Source organism: Acidicapsa ligni, from assembly GCF_025685655.1.
GTDB classification, from domain to species: Bacteria; Acidobacteriota; Terriglobia; order Terriglobales; family Acidobacteriaceae; genus Acidicapsa; species Acidicapsa ligni.
Genome location: NZ_JAGSYG010000002.1, coordinates 562871 through 581646, shown reverse-complemented (window position 1 = coordinate 581646; position 18776 = coordinate 562871). Strand labels below are relative to the sequence as shown.

The 18776-nt window shown below is 53.0% G+C and carries 14 protein-coding genes; 13 read left to right on the top strand and 1 reads right to left on the bottom strand.

Annotation, left to right across the window (positions count from 1 at the left end):
- Position 1: 1 nt before the first annotated feature.
- Positions 2-3256 (bottom strand): efflux RND transporter permease subunit, encoded by a 3255-nt coding sequence (locus tag OHL19_RS08760; protein WP_263357267.1) that lies wholly within the window; start codon positions 3254-3256, stop codon positions 2-4.
- A gap of 628 nt (positions 3257-3884) precedes the next feature.
- Between OHL19_RS08760 and OHL19_RS08755 the strand changes: the two genes are divergently transcribed.
- From OHL19_RS08755 to OHL19_RS08695, 13 genes are all read left to right on the top strand, one after another.
- Entirely contained in the window at positions 3885-4940 is a 1056-nt protein-coding gene (locus OHL19_RS08755; RefSeq protein WP_263357266.1) for a Gfo/Idh/MocA family protein, read from the top strand.
- Positions 4941-5002: 62 nt separating this feature from the next.
- Positions 5003-5731 carry a PIG-L deacetylase family protein gene (locus tag OHL19_RS08750; protein WP_263357265.1) on the top strand — a complete coding sequence of 243 codons (729 nt, stop codon included), beginning with the start codon at positions 5003-5005 and terminating at the stop codon, positions 5729-5731.
- Positions 5732-5759: 28 nt separating this feature from the next.
- Positions 5760-6296, top strand: coding sequence for a nodulation S family protein (locus tag OHL19_RS08745; RefSeq protein ID WP_263357264.1), 537 nt, complete (start codon positions 5760-5762; stop codon positions 6294-6296).
- Positions 6293-7006, top strand: coding sequence for a glycosyltransferase (locus OHL19_RS08740; protein WP_263357263.1), 714 nt, complete (start codon positions 6293-6295; stop codon positions 7004-7006). The genes OHL19_RS08745 and OHL19_RS08740 overlap by 4 nt, the downstream gene beginning before the upstream one ends.
- Positions 7003-7938, top strand: a complete 936-nt coding sequence (locus OHL19_RS08735) for a hypothetical protein (RefSeq protein ID WP_263357262.1) — start codon at positions 7003-7005, stop codon at positions 7936-7938. Before OHL19_RS08740 ends, OHL19_RS08735 begins: the two co-directional genes overlap by 4 nt.
- Before the next feature lie 157 nt (positions 7939-8095).
- Positions 8096-9841: a thiamine pyrophosphate-dependent enzyme gene (locus OHL19_RS08730; RefSeq protein ID WP_263357261.1), complete on the top strand. Its 1746-nt coding sequence runs from the start codon at positions 8096-8098 to the stop codon at positions 9839-9841.
- A gap of 5 nt (positions 9842-9846) precedes the next feature.
- Complete coding sequence (locus OHL19_RS08725) at positions 9847-10947, top strand: enolase C-terminal domain-like protein (protein ID WP_263357260.1); 1101 nt, start codon at positions 9847-9849, stop codon at positions 10945-10947.
- The gene (locus OHL19_RS08720; RefSeq protein ID WP_263357259.1) at positions 10944-11687 is read left to right on the top strand and encodes a cyclase family protein; all 744 of its coding nucleotides are present in this window, start codon (positions 10944-10946) and stop codon (positions 11685-11687) included. Before OHL19_RS08725 ends, OHL19_RS08720 begins: the two co-directional genes overlap by 4 nt.
- Positions 11684-12634: a hypothetical protein gene (locus OHL19_RS08715; protein ID WP_263357258.1), complete on the top strand. Its 951-nt coding sequence runs from the start codon at positions 11684-11686 to the stop codon at positions 12632-12634. The genes OHL19_RS08720 and OHL19_RS08715 overlap by 4 nt, the downstream gene beginning before the upstream one ends.
- Before the next feature lie 2 nt (positions 12635-12636).
- The gene (locus OHL19_RS08710; protein WP_263357257.1) at positions 12637-13389 is read left to right on the top strand and encodes a gluconate 2-dehydrogenase subunit 3 family protein; all 753 of its coding nucleotides are present in this window, start codon (positions 12637-12639) and stop codon (positions 13387-13389) included.
- Between the two features lie 31 nt (positions 13390-13420).
- Positions 13421-15166: a GMC family oxidoreductase gene (locus tag OHL19_RS08705; RefSeq protein WP_263357256.1), complete on the top strand. Its 1746-nt coding sequence runs from the start codon at positions 13421-13423 to the stop codon at positions 15164-15166.
- Positions 15167-15336: 170 nt separating this feature from the next.
- Positions 15337-16497, top strand: a complete 1161-nt coding sequence (locus OHL19_RS08700; RefSeq protein WP_263357255.1) for a Gfo/Idh/MocA family protein — start codon at positions 15337-15339, stop codon at positions 16495-16497.
- A 63-nt stretch (positions 16498-16560) separates the two neighbouring features.
- Positions 16561-18366, top strand: a complete 1806-nt coding sequence (locus tag OHL19_RS08695; protein WP_263357254.1) for a glycoside hydrolase family 15 protein — start codon at positions 16561-16563, stop codon at positions 18364-18366.
- Positions 18367-18776 lie beyond the last annotated feature (410 nt).

Genomic DNA, 18776 nt, shown 5'->3' with positions numbered 1-18776 from the left:
TTCAAGCCGTTTGCGGCTCGCCCCCCTGCTGATCTTTACGACTGCCCTTGGCTGCCTTTTTGTCCTTCTCGTCGTCGTAGGCGTTATCGACTTCTTCGTCGAAGTTCTTGGGCGCTGCAGTGCGAAGCCAGGAATACATGACCGGTACAACGAAGAGCGTTCCAAGCGTTGCCAACAGGAGGCCGCCGATCACCGCACGGCCCAGAGGCGCGTTTTGCTCACCCCCCTCACCGAACGCGAGAGCCATGGGAAGCATGCCGATAATCATTGCAAGGGCCGTCATGCAAACGGGGCGCAGTCGCGTAAATCCCGCGTTCAATGCAGCTTCAACGCTATCTTTATCCGCTGCCCTCTCATCGTTTGCGAAGACAACTACAAGGATGCTGTTTGCGGTTGCGACGCCGATGGTCATGATAGTTCCCATCAACGAAGGAACATTAAGAGTTGTACCTGTGAGAAACAGCATCCAAAGTGCGCCCCCAAGAGCGACGGGCAAAGCCATCAAGATGATCAGCGGGTCAAGCCAGCTTTGAAAGTTCACTGTCATGAGCAAATAGACAAGGATGATCGCGAAGATGATACCGATACCGAGGCGAGTGAACGATTCGCTCATCGTCTTTACCTCGCCACGTAGGGCGAGAGTGCTGCCCACAGGTAAATCCCCCTTGGCCTTATCCATGATTTTGCGGATATCACTCGCGACTCCACCCAGATCACGTTGATCCGTCGAAGCATAAACGTCATAGATCGGTTGGATATTGTAGTGTCCAATTGAAACGGGACTGACATCACGCTGAAAGTCAGCGAGGTTGCCGAGTAGTTGGCTTGAGTGCCCTGTGGGCGAAGTAATCGGCGTACGAGCTAGCGCCTGCAACGAGTCAATACGGTATTGAGGCGTCTGCACTACAACCTGATAGTTGACGCCGTTCTGCGGATTGAGCCATTCGTTCGGCGCTGTTTGTCCAGTACCTGTTAACGAGACCAGCATACTTTGAGTCACGTCTTGCTGTGTAACTCCGATGAGGCTTGCTTTGAGCCTGTCCACATTCACATCGAGTGTGGGCAACGCGATTTGTTGATGAATGTGAGCATCGGCAACGCCAGGAATGGCTTTCACTTGCTTCAATAGCTTCTGCGCAATTTCATAATTATTCTTGCCTCGACCGGAGAGTTGCAGGTCGATCGGAGCAGGTAGTCCGAAGTCAAGGATCTGGTTCGTGATATTCGCAGGCGTGAAAAAGAATACTCCGTCGGGAAACTTTGCTTGTAAATCCAAGCGCAACTGTCGCATGTAGAGTTGAGTGTTTCGCTTGCCGGGATTGAGAGCGATCAGGATATCGCCGTCAGAATCCGACGTAACGGAACTGTCAGAGAAAGCGAGATTAAAACCACCATTTGGCAAACCAATATTGTCAAGAATGAGTTTGACCTCACCGGGCGGTATGACCTGTCGAATCTCTTTCTCTATCTTCGCGAAATACTGTTCAGAGTCCTCCGGACGCATCCCCTGTGGGGGATAAACATGAAGGCGCATCTGTCCTGAATCTACGTACGGAAAAAAATCGGTCCCGATCAAAAACACAAGAGGCAGCGAAAGCAATACGAAGCCACCAAAGATCGCAATTGTTAGCCCCCGGTTTTCGAGTGTCCATTCCAGTGCATGCTTATAGCTTTCACGCCTTCTCTCAAACCAACGGTCAAACTTTGAGTGCCATCGCCAGATCCAGTTTTTCTTTTCTTCTTCTTTTGCCTTGTCCTTATCTTGATAGAGCTCAAGCTCGCTCCCAAGCAGGAAGTGCATCATGGTCGGAACTAGAGTTCGAGAGAGGAAGTAGGAGGCCAGCATAGCGAAGACCACAGCTAGTGCCAGTGGCGTGAAGAGATACTTTGCCGCGCCACTCAACAAGACGACTGGAGTGAAGACCATACAGATCGATAGCGTTGACACAAAGGCTGGCGAAGCCACCTGTTCCGCGCTGTCGAGAATAGCTCGAATTAATGGCTTGTTCTCCGTCATGTTGCGATGAGTATTCTCGATCTCAACCGTTGCGTCGTCGACGAGGATACCGACTGCGAGTGCCAGTCCTCCCAACGTCATTACATTGATCGTTTGGCCCGAAGCGTAAAGGATGACCAGGGATGTCGCAATTGAGAGCGGGATGGAGATACATACGATCAGTGTGGAACGCCAGGAACCCAGGAAGAGCAAGATCATCAACGCGGTGAGTGCCGCAGCGATCGAGGCTTCACGGATAACTTCATTAATCGATTCCGAGACGAAGATCGACTGATCAAAGAGAGGCGTAATTTCCAGGCCGCCTGGCAATCCCGCCTTAACCTGCGGAAGCATTTCCTTTACATGCTTCACAATGTCGAGCGTTGATGTCTGACCGTTTTTGAGTACCGTTAACAGGGCAGATCGTTTGCCATCTTCTCGGACCACGTTGACTTGGGGAGCATAGCCGAGCCTCACCTGAGCAACGTCTTTGACCAATACAACCGAGCCATTGCTGCTGCGGATTGGAAGATCATTTAAGGCTGAAACAACGAGCGGCGATGAATTTGTTTTAACGATGAATTCGCGGTCGCCGATTCTGGCAACACCTGCAGGCAAAATCAGGTTCTGCTGGTTGAAGGCGACCGAAACATCACTTGCTGAGAGATGATGCGAATACAACTGATTCGGATCCACATCGACCTGGACCTGGCGGACTTTTCCGCCGTATGGCAACGGGATCGACGCTCCCTCGACGTTGGCCAAACGCGGGCGAATAAACGATAGACCGAGATCATAGAGGTCCTCTTCTGTCAGCCCTTGCCCCGACAGTCCCAGTTGAACGATCGGAACGCTCGATGCATCATATTTGAGGATGTTCGGAGGAAATGTTCCGGGTGGCATAACCCGCAAAACAGTCTGCACAACAGCAGTAATTTGCGACATTGCCAACTCAACCTTTACGCGCGGTTGAAAATAAACCCGGATAACAGCAACACCCTGAAAGCTCTCTGATTCTGTGTGCTCGATGTCGTTGACCGTTGTTGTTAAGGCTCGTTCGCAGACTGTAACGATGCGGCCTTCCATCTCTTCAGGCGGAAGACCAGTGTAGCTCCAGACGATCGTCACAACTGGAATATCGATGTAGGGATAGATATCCTTGGGAGCTTCGACGCACGTTCCGATTCCAAGAAGCAGCATGAGAATCGAAAAGACAACAAAGGTATAGGGGCGCCGCAACGCCAGCCTGACGATCCACATGTACAGCTCCACTCAGTTGGAAAAATTTGTTGGCGTACCTTCGCTTATAACTTCGATGCAACTTATCAGCTTTAATGGGTGGCCGAGAGAACGTTAATATTTCTCACTTGTCTTGTTTTGATCATTTGCATGGATTAGAAAATAAGTGCAGTGATGAGGTCTTCCCTGCCAGCGCCCAACGTGGGAAGCTTCCCTTCATGAATCTTGATTTTGAGTTGGATGCAACTGGCGTGAAGCTGCTACCTGAATATTGCCGCGTACGGCCTCGCGTGAAGAGATAGGTTCGCCTCTGAACCTTACAAGCATTTTGATCCGACACAATGCGAGACGCATTGCGAGCACACGAGAGCATCTTTTTTAACGCAGACTCGCATCTGAAGGGGATGAACAGGGTTGCTCCGGGGGCCTAGGATTGCTAAGTACAAATCGAAGAGAATTCTTTCGCGTAGCTGCCGCGACGGTAGCCGCTTCTGGGATGGCACCTCTATCCGGGGCCCAATCTCCTCAGTCTCCAGCTTCGCATCCTGACAAAGTTGCCGAGCAAACTTCCGTTGGTTTGCCCGCTATTCACGCTTCGACAGAAGCCCCTGACAAAATTCCAGGACCATTCGTATCGCAGGCCGACAGGATGGGTTTCGCTGTAGTCGGCCTAGGTCATCTTGCACTCGGTCAGATTTTGCCAGCATTCGCAAAAACCAGATTTTGTAAACCAACTGCACTCGTGAGCGGGAATGGGAACAAGGCGGAGAAGATCGCTAAGCAATACGGTATCAAAGATTCTGCTATCTACGACTATCAACACTATGACGAGATTGCACGCAATCCTGATGTCCAAGTGATCTACATTGTTTTACCGAATAGCATGCATGCCGAGTTTGTTCAGCGGGGCGCGAAGATGGGGAAGCACATCCTTTGCGAAAAACCGATGGCCACACATTCTGCGGATTGCGAGCGAATGATTGCGGCGTGCAAGGCGGCAAACGTTAAATTGATGATCGCTTATCGGCAACAGTACGAGCCAATGAACCGCGCCATCGTGAAGATGGTTCGAGACCATACGCTCGGGATGTTGCGCAGCCTGATCGCAACTAACGCACAGAATCAGGGCGACCCGTCGCAGTGGCGACAAAAGCTTGCGCTATCTGGCGGTGGCTGCCTGCCAGACGTCGGCATTTACTGTTTGAACGCCGCGAGATTTCTCACAGGAGAAGAGCCGAGTGAGGTTTGGGGCACACTGTATCGACCGACAAATGATCCGAGGTTTCAAGAGGTCGAGGAGACCTACGCGTTCACATTGAAGTTTCCGAGCGGATTTATCGCGACCTGTTCTTCGGGGTACGGAGTGCACAAGTCTCAGATGCTGCGGTTGGAAGGAGATCTCGGTTGGGCAGAGATGAGTCCGGCCTTCGGCTACACAGGTCTCAAGCTGCGCACCAGTAAGGTCCAGGATGATCATGACGTCGTCAACGAACCCTCCATTGAAGCTGCGGACCAGTTTGCGACGGAGATGGATCATATGGCTTTATGCGTCTTGAACAACATACAGCCGCATACGCCAGGTGAAGAGGGTTTGCAGGACCAACGGATCATCGAAGCGATCTACGAATCGACGAAAAGTGGAAAGCCTGTGCAACTTGCAGCGACGCATGAAGCTACTCGAGGTCCTGAACCTGTCACATCCTGATCAGTTGAATTGCTGAAAATTTTTGATTGTTGTACCACCATTCCGTCGTATTAGGAGTAAGGATGATCGTGCCTCTTGTCAGCGAGGTGGAGTGGCGTAATTGGCTGGCTCAAGGCTCGGCCTGGCCTCCAACTGCTGCGTCACTCATGATCGGGCGGGGACCTGTGCTGGTCGTTGCGCCCCACCCAGATGATGAAACTCTGGGAGCGGGCGGTCTAATCGCAAACCTTCGATCCACCGGAGTGAAAGTGATCGTAGCGGCAGTGACAGACGGAGAAAACGCATACGAAGGAATCCCTGGGCTTGGACCTTTACGAGAGAAGGAGCAGACCAATGCGTTATCTCATTTGGGCGTAACTCGAAAAGACATTTTTCGATTCCGAATTATTGATAGCGGAGTATCTCAGCACGAAGATGAGTTGGCGGTGTTGCTCGAGCCTCTCGTGAGGCGATCGCAACACGTAATTGCGCCGTGGGTCCGCGACTTTCATCCTGATCATGAAGCTTGTGGACGCGTAGCAGAGCGTCTCGCCTTTAAACATGCGGTTGAACTCACGTCTTATCTTTTCTGGACCTGGCATCGCGGCACGCCCGATTCATTGTCTGGACTGTCGCTCGTTCATATACCGCTTACAGAACAATTGCTGGACCAGAAGCTGCAGGCCCTTGTATGTCATCGATCTCAGCTCGAACGTGAAGAAGGAGATCCCATCCTTTCAGAACGGCTTCTTGCGCCGGCGCGGCGTAATTTCGAAACTTATCTTCCTTCGCGGGTGACACATGAACGTTGATGCAACGAGCTTAAACTTTTTCGAGAATATGTATCGTCACAATGACGACCCGTGGCAATTTGCGTCCAGTGCCTACGAGCTTGGCCGATACGACGCGATCATGGATGCCCTTGGTAGACGACAATACCGCATGGCATTTGAACCAGGGTGCTCAATAGGTGTTCTTACAGAACGATTGGCAATGCAGTGCGATTGCGTTGTTGCGAGTGACTTATCGCCAACTGCTGTCCGTATTGCCAAAGAACGATGCTCGCACCTCGCACATGTTCGAATCCTTTGCGCACCCGTGACCGAAGATCTTCGAGTCGACGATATTGACCTGCTCGTACTGTCTGAAATTGGCTACTACTTCGACCGCGAGCAATGGAGAATCGTGGCGCAGGGTCTGATCGAGAACGTATCAACTTCCGGAACGATCCTGGCATCCCATTGGTTAGGACACTCTGACGATCATCTACAAAGTGGAGACAGCGTCCACGAGATGCTCCTGACCATTGACGGCCTTGCCCTTGATCAATCGGAACGTCATCCCGGATTTCGATTAGATCGTTGGAGAAAGTTATGAAGGTTGTTCCCTGGCACATCGGAGTCCTGGTCCCCGCAAGAAATGAAGAGACGCTTTTGCCGCGGTGTATCTCTTCCCTTCTCGCAGCCCGCGAGAGGCTTCCCCACAATGTCACTTGCGACATCGTTGTGGCGATCGATAGCTCTACTGACCGCTCCCGTGAGATCGCTGAGGCTCTGCTTGGCAGAAACGGCACTGTCGTTGTTGTTAACGCACGGGCAGTGGGAACAGCTCGTGCGGTTGCGGCCAAGGTCGCCTTGGAGCGATACGCAGGATCCCTCAAGCACTGCTGGCTGGCAAATACGGATGCTGACTGTGAAGTACCTACGCATTGGCTGGCGGACCACCTGGGCATCGCTCGGCAAGGGGTAGACGCAGTAGCGGGAATTGTGGATGTTGACTCGTTCGCAGAACATGATGCTCTCGTGCCAGAGCGCTTTCGCCTTAGCTATCAGATTCATGCCGATGGGACGCACCCACATGTACACGGAGCGAATATCGGAGTTCGTGCGGACGCGTATTTACTCTCCGGCGGATGGCCTGCGATTGAATCGGCGGAGGATCATGGCCTATGGCGCCGGTTGAGAGATTCAGGACACAAGCCACTGTCCGCCTCCAAGCTTCGAGTGACAACGAGCGGAAGAAAAATTGGACGCGCACCACACGGCTTCGCAGACGCACTTGCTGCTCATAACGGAACGCCCGTATGACGGGAACAACCATACTTCGCCAATTACGCTCTCGGCTTGACGAACCACTACCGCTGCCTGGTCACGGTGAGACCTGCTTACGGCATGCTCAACTTTGGGCTGCCGGAGTGGAAGATCTTTCGTTCGCTCGAATTGCGGAAGCGCATTGGGATGCAGTCTCAATCCTTGCAGAAGCCGGACGAAAGCCGAAGCCCGACACGATTTATGGTGTATGGGCATCCGAGGTACCCGGTCATGCTTTGCGACTCGAAAAGAGAAGCGATGGGCTGAGTGTCTCTGGCACAAAGATGTTCTGCAGTGGCGCGGGACTGGTCGATCGCGCGCTGATCACCGTCGGAGCGCCTGAACCTTTGCTGGTCGATGTCGATTTGCGTGCGCGGGGAAAATCTCTAAGCTACGATTGCTCGGCATGGGCGACAACAGCTTTTAACGAAACCAATACGGGCAGCGCAATCTTTGATGCATGCCTTATTCGCAAGGAAGATGTCATAGAAGGCGCCGGCTGGTATCTGAATCGACCGGGGTTTTGGCATGGAGCTTGTGGGCCTGCGGCCTGCTGGGCAGGCGGGGCCGAATCGCTTGTTCTCTATGCGCTGAGGAATCGCAGGCATGACGCCCACACACTGGCTCATGTTGGTGCGATGCAGGCCGCAGTATGGGCGATGCGTTCATGCCTCGACACAACAGGACGAGAGATTGACACCGACCGAGAGAACTACGCCGCAGCCCGTGTACGAGCCTTGACTGTTCGTCATATCGTAGAGCAACACTGCACGGACATTTTGCGCCGATTTGCGCGGGCTTATGGACCTTTCCCTCTCGCAATGGATTCTGCGATCTCCAAGCGCTATCACGAATTAGACCTATACCTTCGTCAGTTTCACGCCGAACGCGATCTTGAAGAACTGGGAGCGCTATTCATCAAGCCGTAACGCCTGCGCTCGAAGCCGGATAAAATGCCGAACGAGATATGGGTAAACTTCCTTTGCTCAGAGGCAGAAAGCAAGACAGCCGAATGATTAGCCGTTGCATCCTACCTGCATACGCGATCTCGTTCGCTGAACTCGCGAATCCTCGTAGGAGTAACGCATGAACGCGTCAGATATTCTTGTACAGCGTCTTATCGCCTGGGGAGTGGATACCATCTTTGGCCTGCCCGGCGACGGAATCAACGGCGTAATGGAAGCGCTTCGCAAGGCACAGGACAAGATTCGTTTTATCCATGTGAGGCATGAAGAGTCGGCCGCATTCATGGCGTGCGCCTATGCGAAGTTCACCGGCAGACTAGGCGTGTGTCTGTCTACATCGGGTCCTGGTGGAATCCATCTGTTGAATGGCCTTTATGACGCCAAGATGGATCAGCAGCCGGTACTTGCAATCACAGGCATGCAATTCAACGATGTCACGGGCACCTTCCAACAGCAAGATGTCGAGCTCGATAAGCTGTTCATTGATGTGGCCTGTTACAACAACCGTGTCATGAGCGGGGCGCACATGGAATCGGTTGTCGATCTCGCTATACGCTCTGCTATCGAAAAACGATCAGTCGCACACGTTACGATTCCAATTGATGTTCAGCAACAGCCAGTGAAGGAAGCGAGGTCCGAAAGGAATGTAGCTCACCACTCGTCCTCGATTAGCGCTATATCTGGCAACACCCCCGGACAACACGATCTACAAACTGCTGCCGAAATCCTGAACAATGGAAAACGGATCGCTATTCTCGCTGGACAAGGTGCTTTGCATGCCAGCGATGAACTCATCCAGTTAGCAGAACTCCTCGGTGCGCCCATTATCAAACCTTTGCTTGGCAAAGGCTGTGTTCCCGATGATTCGCCCTACACGACAGGTGGAATTGGCTTGCTCGGTACTGCACCTTCAGAAGAGGCGCTCGAGAAGTGTGACACATTGCTCATGATCGGCACCTCTTATCCCTACATGGAATATCTTCCAAAACCAGATGACTGCCGATGCGTACAGATTGATTCAAACGCTCAACGCATCGGTCTACGTATGCCTGTGGAAGTGGGTCTCGTGGGGGATTCAAAGAAAACCATCGCGCTATTAATGCCTATGCTCCATCGCAATGACTATCGCAAGTTCCTTGAAGATGCGCAAAAGGGAATGAAATCCTGGAACTCCCTGATCGAGAAAGAAGGAACGTCTCCCGCGTTACCCATGAAGCCGCAAGTGGTTGGGTGGGAACTCTCCAAGCGTACCAGAGAAAACGCAATCATCGTCTCTGACTCAGGTACCAATACAACAGTCTGGGCACGCTACATGAAAGCGAAGAAGGGCCAGATGCATTCGTGCTCTGGAAATCTCGCCACCATGGCATGTGGCTTACCCTATGCCATTGCAGCACAAGTTGCGTACCCCGATCGGCAGGTGATCGGGGTGGTCGGGGATGGGGGATTCACTATGCTCATGGGTGAAATCATCACCGCGGTCGCCTACAAACTTCCGATCAAGATCGTGATCATCAAAAACAATACGCTAGGCCAAATCAAATGGGAGCAAATGGTCTTCCAGGGCAATCCAGAATATCAATGCGATCTACTGCCTATCGATTTTGTTGCTCTGGCCAAGTCAGTCGGTGCTGACGGCATTCGAATTGATGATCCAAAATCGGCTGGCGAGAAATTCGATGAGGCGCTCGCCATGCCAGGCCCTGTCCTAATCGAGTGCGTCGTTGATCCGTTCACAGCGATGTTGCCAGCGAAGATCACTGCAAGCCAAGCGCTGAAGTTCTCCGAAGCGCTTGCGAAGGGCGAACCCAATCGCTTGAAAATCGCTCTCACCGCCGCGAAAGACACCGTCCGCCAGATTGTGTAGCTCTCATGATGATTCGTCAAGGCACAGCTCGCGCCTACACCATTCCGACCGATGCTCCTGAAGCGGATGGCACGATCGCGTGGAACTCGACAACGATAATTGTTGTTGAACTCCACGCGGAGGACGCCATTGGGCTGGGCTACACCTATGGCCATAAATCTGCCGCAACAATCGCGCGAGAGTTAATTGAGAAGCATTGTTTAGGCAACGATTCTTTCAACACGAATGCCATGTTTGAAGCGATGCGCAGTTCGCAAAGGAACTACGGTAGCGAGGGGAACGGAGCCACAGCGTTATCTGCAGTCGACATAGCGCTTTGGGATCTCAAAGCAAAGCTGCTCGATCAACCTTTAGCAACTCTTCTCGGCCCAATTCGGCAATCCGCGCCCGTGTATGGCTCCGGTGGATTCACGACTTACACTGACAGTCGACTCGCGCGCCAGCTATTGGGATGGGTAGAGGAAGGTATTTACCAAGTCAAAATGAAGGTCGGAACGGACCCCAACATTGATCCGCGGCGTATAGAAGTAGCCCGCAAAGCCATCGGTGGAAAAGCCAAATTGTTCATCGACGCAAATGGTGCATATTCGCGAAAGCAAGCTCTCTATTTCGCTGATCTGGCCCGCGCCGAATACGACGTCATATGGTTTGAAGAACCCGTCAGTTCAGATGACCTTGAGGGCCTCAGGCTCTTGCGCGACCGCTCCCCGGCGGGTATGGAGATAGCGGCCGGCGAATATGGCTGGAACGCGCGATATCTCAAAAAAATGATGGAAGCTGGCGCTGTGGATGTTATCCAGGCAGACGCCACGCGTTGCGGTGGTGTAACCGGTTTCATGGAAGTGGCAGCCATCGCTGATGCTCATCCCCTACCGCTCTCAGCCCACTGTGGCCCAACGATTCACATGCATTTGGCCTGTGCAGCACGCCCTCTACGCCACGTTGAATATTTTCATGACCATGTTCGTATCGAGTCCATGCTCTTTGATGGATTCCAGTTTGCACAAAAAGACGGTTGCATGCACCCGGACTGGGACAGACCAGGGATCGGGATCGATTTCAAGCGTAAGGATGCCGAGAAATATGCAGACAAGGATGGCCAATGATTTACGACCTCGCTCAGCCTCACTACAATCACGCGCCACAATTTCCCGGCCAGCCTCCGAATTCAATCGAATACCAACAGCTCGCCGTTGTTGACGGAGCCACTGTAGAGCGCTGTACGTTCATGTCTCACTCAGGTTCGCATGTAGACGCGCCGTTCCACTACTTGCCGCACCTTCCATGCATCCACGAACTGCCGTTAAGTCACTTCTACGGGCCGTGCATTGCTTTGGATCTTCACGGCTTCTCATCCTCTCACCCTATCGCCGCGGACGATCTTCGCAAGCATGAGTCACTAATCACGCGTGGAATTTTCATCCTGCTTAAAACAGGCTGGGGGGAGAAGCGTGCCAATACAAAGGAATTCCTAACTGCCTGGCCATATATGTCTGGCAATGGCGCTCAATATCTTCTTGATCGTGAGGTCAAAGGTATGGGCATCGATGGCCTATCGACTGGCGGCTATCCAGGTCAAGAGGCTGAGTCTGCCGCACACAAACTTTTGCTCGGAGCGCAGAAGCTGCTGCTAGAGGACATCCACATTCCAGAGCAATTGCTAGATCGCAAGCAACGACATTTCGCGGCATTTCCCATCTTGATCGCCAATGCAGGAGGCGCATGGACACGCCCGATCGTGTGGGATGACGGCGATCTCGACTCGGAGTCAAGCGCAGCAGAGACAGCTACGAAGCTCCCTGACCATGTCACAAGTTTGATGGCTCTCCAGCGGGGCCCAGCTTGAAAATTCCAGACATTCCTCCCACGGCGCTCGCACGCGCGCTTCCCAAATCGCTTCGAAGTTCGGCTGAGATTGCCGTCGACCACATTCAGCATGGTACGTTCCAGCGCTCTATGTCCCTTCTCGTCGCTGCCACAAGCATCGTAACCGGTGCGGAGGTTGCATATGAGCATTACAAGGGATCCTATTCCAATCCGGTGATGTACTCCCCAGTCATCCTTTCCGGCGTGCTCACCTCCGCAGGGCTATGCGGCTTCTTCAGCCGTCGCTTGGCGACAACCTTCCTTCGCTATACCAGCTTTATCACGCTAATCGATGGCGTCATCGGCTTTGGCTTCCATATCCGCGGAATCGCCCGAAAGCCGGGAGGCTGGCGTCTTCCCCTCACCAACATCGTCATGGGACCGCCTCTTTTCGCGCCTCTACTCTTTAGCACCAGCGCCTACCTCGGGGTCATCGCAAGTTATCTGCAGCGCGAAGAAGATCATGGCATTCGCAGCCGCACAGTAGACGTATCGTTATCTTTCCGCAGTTCAAGTTTTGGCGATGACATCCGCATTGGTCGTTTTCAAAAGCACCTGTGTGTCGTATGTGCGATCGGCACCTTTGCTGTTGGAGCGGAATCCTGGTATTCACATTACAAAAACAACTTCAAATATCGTGTCCAATGGTCTCCCGTGCTGCTGGTGCCCGTAATGATCTTCGCTGCGCTCAGTTCGATCAGCAGCAAACGCCTCGCGAATACGCTGCTTCCAGCCGCATCTTCACTGCTTATGCTCAACGGTGCAGTCGGAACCTACTACCACGCGCGCGGAATCGTTCGCCGATCCGGTGGGATGAAGAAGCCGCTCTACAACATTCTCTATGGGCCACCCATTTTCGCACCCATGCTGATGGCGGCCTGCGGCATGCTTGGAATGCTCGCATACCTGATGCGGAGGGAGCGCTAGACATGCTCTTGCGTAAAGAGGACGACTCTCCAGAGCCAAATGTTCAGACGAAACGGCCTCTCGATCCATCCACGGCTGTGCCGCTCGAACTGAAGACCACCCCTGGCTATTACCCTGGGCTGCACGCTCTGAAACAGCAGAAGTTCTGGGATGCTGCTACGCGCAAGTTAGTATTTGACCGCGTAGGAAGTACTCCGCCGATACGCTTCTTCACACCGGCAGAGGCGGCCACGATGCAGGCTGTCGTCGATCGCGTGCTCCCTCAGGATGACCGCACCGAAGCTACACGCATTGCCATTCTTCCGGGCATCGACGATCGCCTGTTTAGCAACCGCATCGAGGGCTATCGTTACGAAGACATGCCTTCTGATCAGGACGCTTATCGCATCGCAATAAAAGCCATCGAAGCCATTGCGCAGAAAATCCATGGCACATCATTCCACAATCTTGAGACGATGAAACAGGAAGAGATCCTCCAGTCGTTGCATGATGAAAAACCTGAAGCCGCCGAGGCTCTCTTGAAAGCCTTCAACCTTAAGCGCTTCTGGTCAATGCTCGTGTCTGACTGTTGTGCTGTCTACTACGCTCATCCTTACGCCTGGGACGAGATCGGTTTTGGCGGACCCGCTTATCCACGTGGATATATGCGCCTCGAGGGCGGCGAGGCTGAACCCTGGGAGGTAGACGAGCAGCGTTACGATTGGCTCGCACCAGAAGATACGATCTCCGATCGCCCACAACCCACCAACGACTAACGAGATTCGTTTCATAACAGGCAGGTATCCATTGAGCTTGTTTTCTTCTGAGGCGCCTTTAGGCGGTCCCTTTGATCATCCGGCAAAAGATGATGGCCTGAAGCATCTGGGTCCGATGCAGCGGATCAAAGCTCCGCAACGATGTTTTAACGATTCCGATTTAGTTGACTATGCGCTTGTTGGCGTTGGTTCTGCGGGTGGTGTTCTGGTCCAGCGACTGGCACGCGCCGGCTTCAAAGTAATTGGTTTTGAAGCCGGCCCTTTCTGGGATACAGAACGCCAGTGGGTGTCCGATGAAGCAGGCTCTCGCAATCTCTATTGGAACGATCTCCGCATCACCGGCGGGAAAGATCCTCTCGCTCTTGGCTCAAACAACAGCGGCAAAGGCGTTGGCGGTGGCTCCGTTCACTGGGCATCTTTTGTTCCTCGCTTACACCCGTCAGATTTTGAAGTTTACACGCGAGATGGCGTTGGCGCGGATTGGCCGATCGATTACGAAGACATAGAGCCCTATTACGAACTCCTCGAACGCGAAATGCCAGTAGCGGGACCTGCGTACTATCCCTGGGGCAAGCCGCATGGCCATCCCTATGGACCTCATCCTATGGGTGAGGTCGGCAATGTACTCATCAAAGGATGCACCGCACTCGGCATTCCCGTTTCTGCAGGAGGCCCAGTCGCCATACTCTCTGCGTCTCATGGCAATCGTCCTCACTGCATTTACCGGGGATTTTGCATACAAGGCTGCAAGGTGGGCGCGAAAGCTTCGACGCTCATAACGCATGTTCCCGATGCTCTCGCGCATGGGGCCGAGATCCGTGACAATGCAATGGTCTCTCGCATCGGCATGGGCAAAAATGGGAGTGTAAATGGCGTCCATTACTTCGACGCTGAAGGCATCGAACACTTCCAGCGAGCTCGCGCCGTGATCGTGTGCGGCTACGCGCTTGAGACTCCGCGCTTGCTCTTCAACTCCGCGTGTCCCGGACATGAGTTTGGATTAGCAAACTCATCCGGAACGCTTGGCAAATATCTCATGGCTCAGGCAGGCAATGTGATCCTTGGTCGCTTCGATAATCTGATTCGGCAATACAAGGCTCCCCCCGCCCACGCATTAACGGAGGAGTTTTACGAAACCGATCCGAAGCGTGACTTCGCTCGGGGTTTTGCAGTTCAGACTGTAGGTCCGCTGCCGATTGCTTTTGCCAAACAGATGATGACAGCCAAAGGACTATGGGGATGGGGACTGCGTCGGGCGATGATGGACTACAACCACTGGTCTCCGCTCGGGCTGCTCGGAGAAATCCTGCCATGGGAGGATAACCGGATCGAAGTTGCCGACGGCAGGAATGGTCGCCAAGAAGCTTATGACAAATTTGGACTTCCCGTCGCACAAGTCACTTTCTCTCTGAGAGACAACGATAAACGCCTGATTGAATTTGGCAAAAACAAGGTCATGGATATCATGCGGGCAGCGGGCGCGACCGAAGTAGTGCAAGAGCAGCGTTATGCCCACCTCGTTGGAGGCGCCCGCATGAGTGCGACAGCAGACACCGGTGTATGCGACAAGTTCGGGCGCACGTGGGACGTGCCAAATCTTTTTGTCATGGATGGCTCGGTCTTTCCCACGCAAGGCTCAGCCAATCCTGGATTGACGATTCAGGCACTCGCAGCAAGAACTGCTGACTATTTGTTAATGCAGGGAGAGTCGATCTTCACTTCAAAAGCCCGTGATCTTAGCAACCCGCCCTGTCGCCGTGACCTGTCACCTACATAGAACGGAGTCGGTCACTTCATCATGAAGTCGCAGTTCGATTGGTCTAGTCAACGATCGTCCAAGATTTCTGCCGGTGACCGACTACTCAACATCTCAAATGAGCATCTGACAGTTGACGGGGCAACAACACACCGCTCGGTTATACCAACTCACAATGCGAGGCAATCACAATGGGATGGAAAGAATCGCTAGGCTTGGCTTCAGAAGAGAAAGTCCGTTATGCAATCGTTGGTGTCGGCGATATCGCTCAAGAGGATATGATGCCCGGCGTTGAGCATACCGGAAACTCAAAGCTTACTGCTCTAATCTCATCGGACCCTATCAAAGCCGCAGAACTTGGCGACCGGTATGATGTTGAGGCTACATTTACCTACGAAGAGTTTGACCGCGCACTGCAGTCAGGCACGTTTGACGCGATCTACCTGGCCACGCCTAACTGGCGCCATGCCGAGTTCATCGTGCCGGCTCTCAAGGCGGGCATCCATGTGCTAACCGAAAAGCCAATTGAGATCTCAACCGAGAAATGTCGCGAGATCCTTGAGGCTGAAAAAGCATCCAGCGCGAAGTTGATGGTAGCGTACCGATTGCACTTTGAGCCCGCGACATTAGACACCATCGATAAGGTTCGTTCCGGTGAGCTTGGACGAGTCCACCTGTTTGCCTCCACATTTGCTCAAGTAGTGGATCCTGACAATCACCGCGCACACGCTGGTGATCTTGCAGGGCCCGTACTGGATATGGGCCCATACCCTGTCAACGCTGCGCGTTACATCTTTGGGGACGAGCCAATAGAGGTCGTATCGGCTGCGGGATCGAAACATCCGGAATCGGGCTTTGACCAGGACTTTGCCGATACTGTTGCAGTGACATTGCGTTTCCCAGGAGAACGGCTCGCTCAGTTCAACGTCTCATACTTCGGCAACCCTTCAAGCTCGTTCATAGCGATAGGCGATAAAGGGAGTGTGCAACTCGAGCCAGCTTACATGTTCGGTAAGTCCCTGGAGCAGACCACGACTCTCGGCGAGGACAAATCAAAGAAGTCCTTCAAGAACACGGATCATTTCGGCGGCGAGATGAAGTACTTCTCCGATTGCATATTGAACGGACTTAGTCCGGAACCGGATGGTGAGGAGGGTTTCGCAGATGTCCGCGTTCTCGAGGGAATTCTGCAAGCTTTGGAGACAGGTAAACCTGTCACTCTTGAACCATTCACGAGATCAAAGAGGATTGATACAACGTCCCAGAAAATAACCCTCGGCGCGGTCTCTACTCCGGAATTGGTCAATGCAAGCAACCCTGCTAAGGGCGTGGACAAGCAGCCCAAGAATTAAGGCAGCGTCTGAGGCGAAAGTAGCTACGTCCGCCTGCCTGGCCTTCACTCAAGTTGTTCAAGGATGAATTTGAGAAGAGCTCAGAAACCTCTATTCCAGCCGGCACAGGCCGCCGCGAATCTGCCGCTGAGCGACTATGCTGCCATTGGCGACGGAAGGTCAGTCGCTATCATCGGACGAGACGGTACGATTGCGTGGTGGTGTGTGCCGAACCTCGACTCTCATCCCCTGCTGGACCGATTGCTTGACGATAAGGCCGGAGGCTGTTTCTCTCTACAACCAACATCTGCCTTTCAAGCAGTTCAAAAATATCGGCGCGATAGTAACGTGCTTGAAACGACGTTCACAACCGAGTCCGGTGTGCTTCGAGTGACAGACTCGATGAATAGCAGCTTAGCGGGACGCCTGCCATGGTCAGAGTTAGCACGTCGTATCGAAGTGTTGAGTGGGGCAGTCTCGATCCAGTTCAAATTCGTTTGTGGAACTCATTGTGACACGGTCTCCCCTTGGTTAGAAGCAATCTCGGACGTCGCTATCTTCCATGTCGGGCATGTGCTGGGTATGCTAAGGCGAAGCCCTAATATCAGCATTCTCGAAGAGGGAGATTGCGGCGTTATTGGCGAGGCCGCACTCATCAAAGGGGAGACTGCGCTCGTTGCGATTGTGGCCGGAGAAAATCAGCCCTTAGGATTTCCAACAATCGAGGATATCAACTCTCGCATTGACCTTAGCGACCACGCATGGCGCACCTGGTCTGATGGCCTAAAGTACGATGGTCCGCATGTCGACTTCGTACGACGCAGTGCTCTGGCTCTGAAGCTCCTTCTGTTCTCTCCATCAGGTGCAATTGCCGCAGCTGCGACGACATCGTTACCAGAAAAGATAGGTGGTAAGAAAAATTACGACTATCGCTACGCATGGGTTCGTGACGCAAGCTACACGATTCATGCCTTTCTATGGCTCGGCCAAATTCCAGAGAGCCAGGCTGCACTGGCATGGCTATTGCGAAGGCTGGGCGACACAGGCTCTCGAGTCTGCTTCAGCCTGGATGGGCAACCAGTCCCTCCTATTGTTTCAAGCGATCTCCCTGGTTACCGCGAATCAAGACCAGTCGTCACGGGCAATCTTGCTGGTAGCCAACATCAACATGGTATCTACGGGGATATCTTCGAAGCTGTTTTTGAATTCACCAAGTCAGGGAACGTGCTTGATCGGCAAAGCGCAACCACACTCATGACTCTCGCCGATGAATGCGCAGACCGTTGGCACGAGAAAGATTCCGGCATGTGGGAGTTGGAACAATTGCAGCACTATACCATGTCCAAAATCAGCGCATGGCAAGCTCTCGACAGAGCTTTGCAACTCGCTGATCGAGGTCATCTTCCCGCTACGGGCGTCCCGCGATGGTCGCGCGAACGTGATCGAATCGCGCAGTGGATAGACCAACACTGTTGGTCGGAAGAGGAAGCCGCCTATACTCTGTACCCTGGTACGAGGCAGTTGGATTCATCACTCATGCTGGCGATCCGCTTTGGATTTCCAAACAAGGAACGTCTGATCTCTACACTCCATGCAATCCGAAAAAAACTCAGCCACGGTCCTTGGGTCTATAGGTATTCAGGTGCTGAGAAAGAAGAGGGAGCATTCATTGCATGTACATTCTGGCTAGTGGAAGCCTATGCAACCATTAACCGCAGAGATGAAGCGATTGAAATGCTTGATGCTGCTTTATTGAATTTACCGGAGTCAAGCGGTCTGCTAGCCGAAATGATTGATGTAAAGTCTGGATACTTTCTCGGGAACCTCCCACAAGGTTTAAGCCACTTAGCTCTCATCCATGCAGTTCTCGCTACGTATGCAGAACACTAGCCTCCGCTGGCACTTTGGCAGCATATGGATCAGGGTCAGTGCTCGCGACGCCTGGAGCGCCGTACAGGCTGTCGCGGAAATCATGGAACGATTCTCGTCGCGGGTCCAACTTGCTACGCGTGGCCAACTGATTCCCTTGCCCGACGTGTACGTCAATTCTCATGCGAAGAATCAGTTGTATTCAATCGGAACATCGTCCTTCGTGGCGGAAAAACAGATGCCGTGGGATTGCGCGCAGTCTCAGAAATGCCGCACCACTAGTAAGCGCAGGAATGGATAGAATCGCACATGCGTGGTTCGTGGAGAGGCTACAACCAGTGCAGATTACTGCACGAGCGAACCTGAGTTTGGCGATGGTCGGAGAACCGGATGCTCCTGAGGTTGTTGACCTCTTGATGTAGAAATCTGAT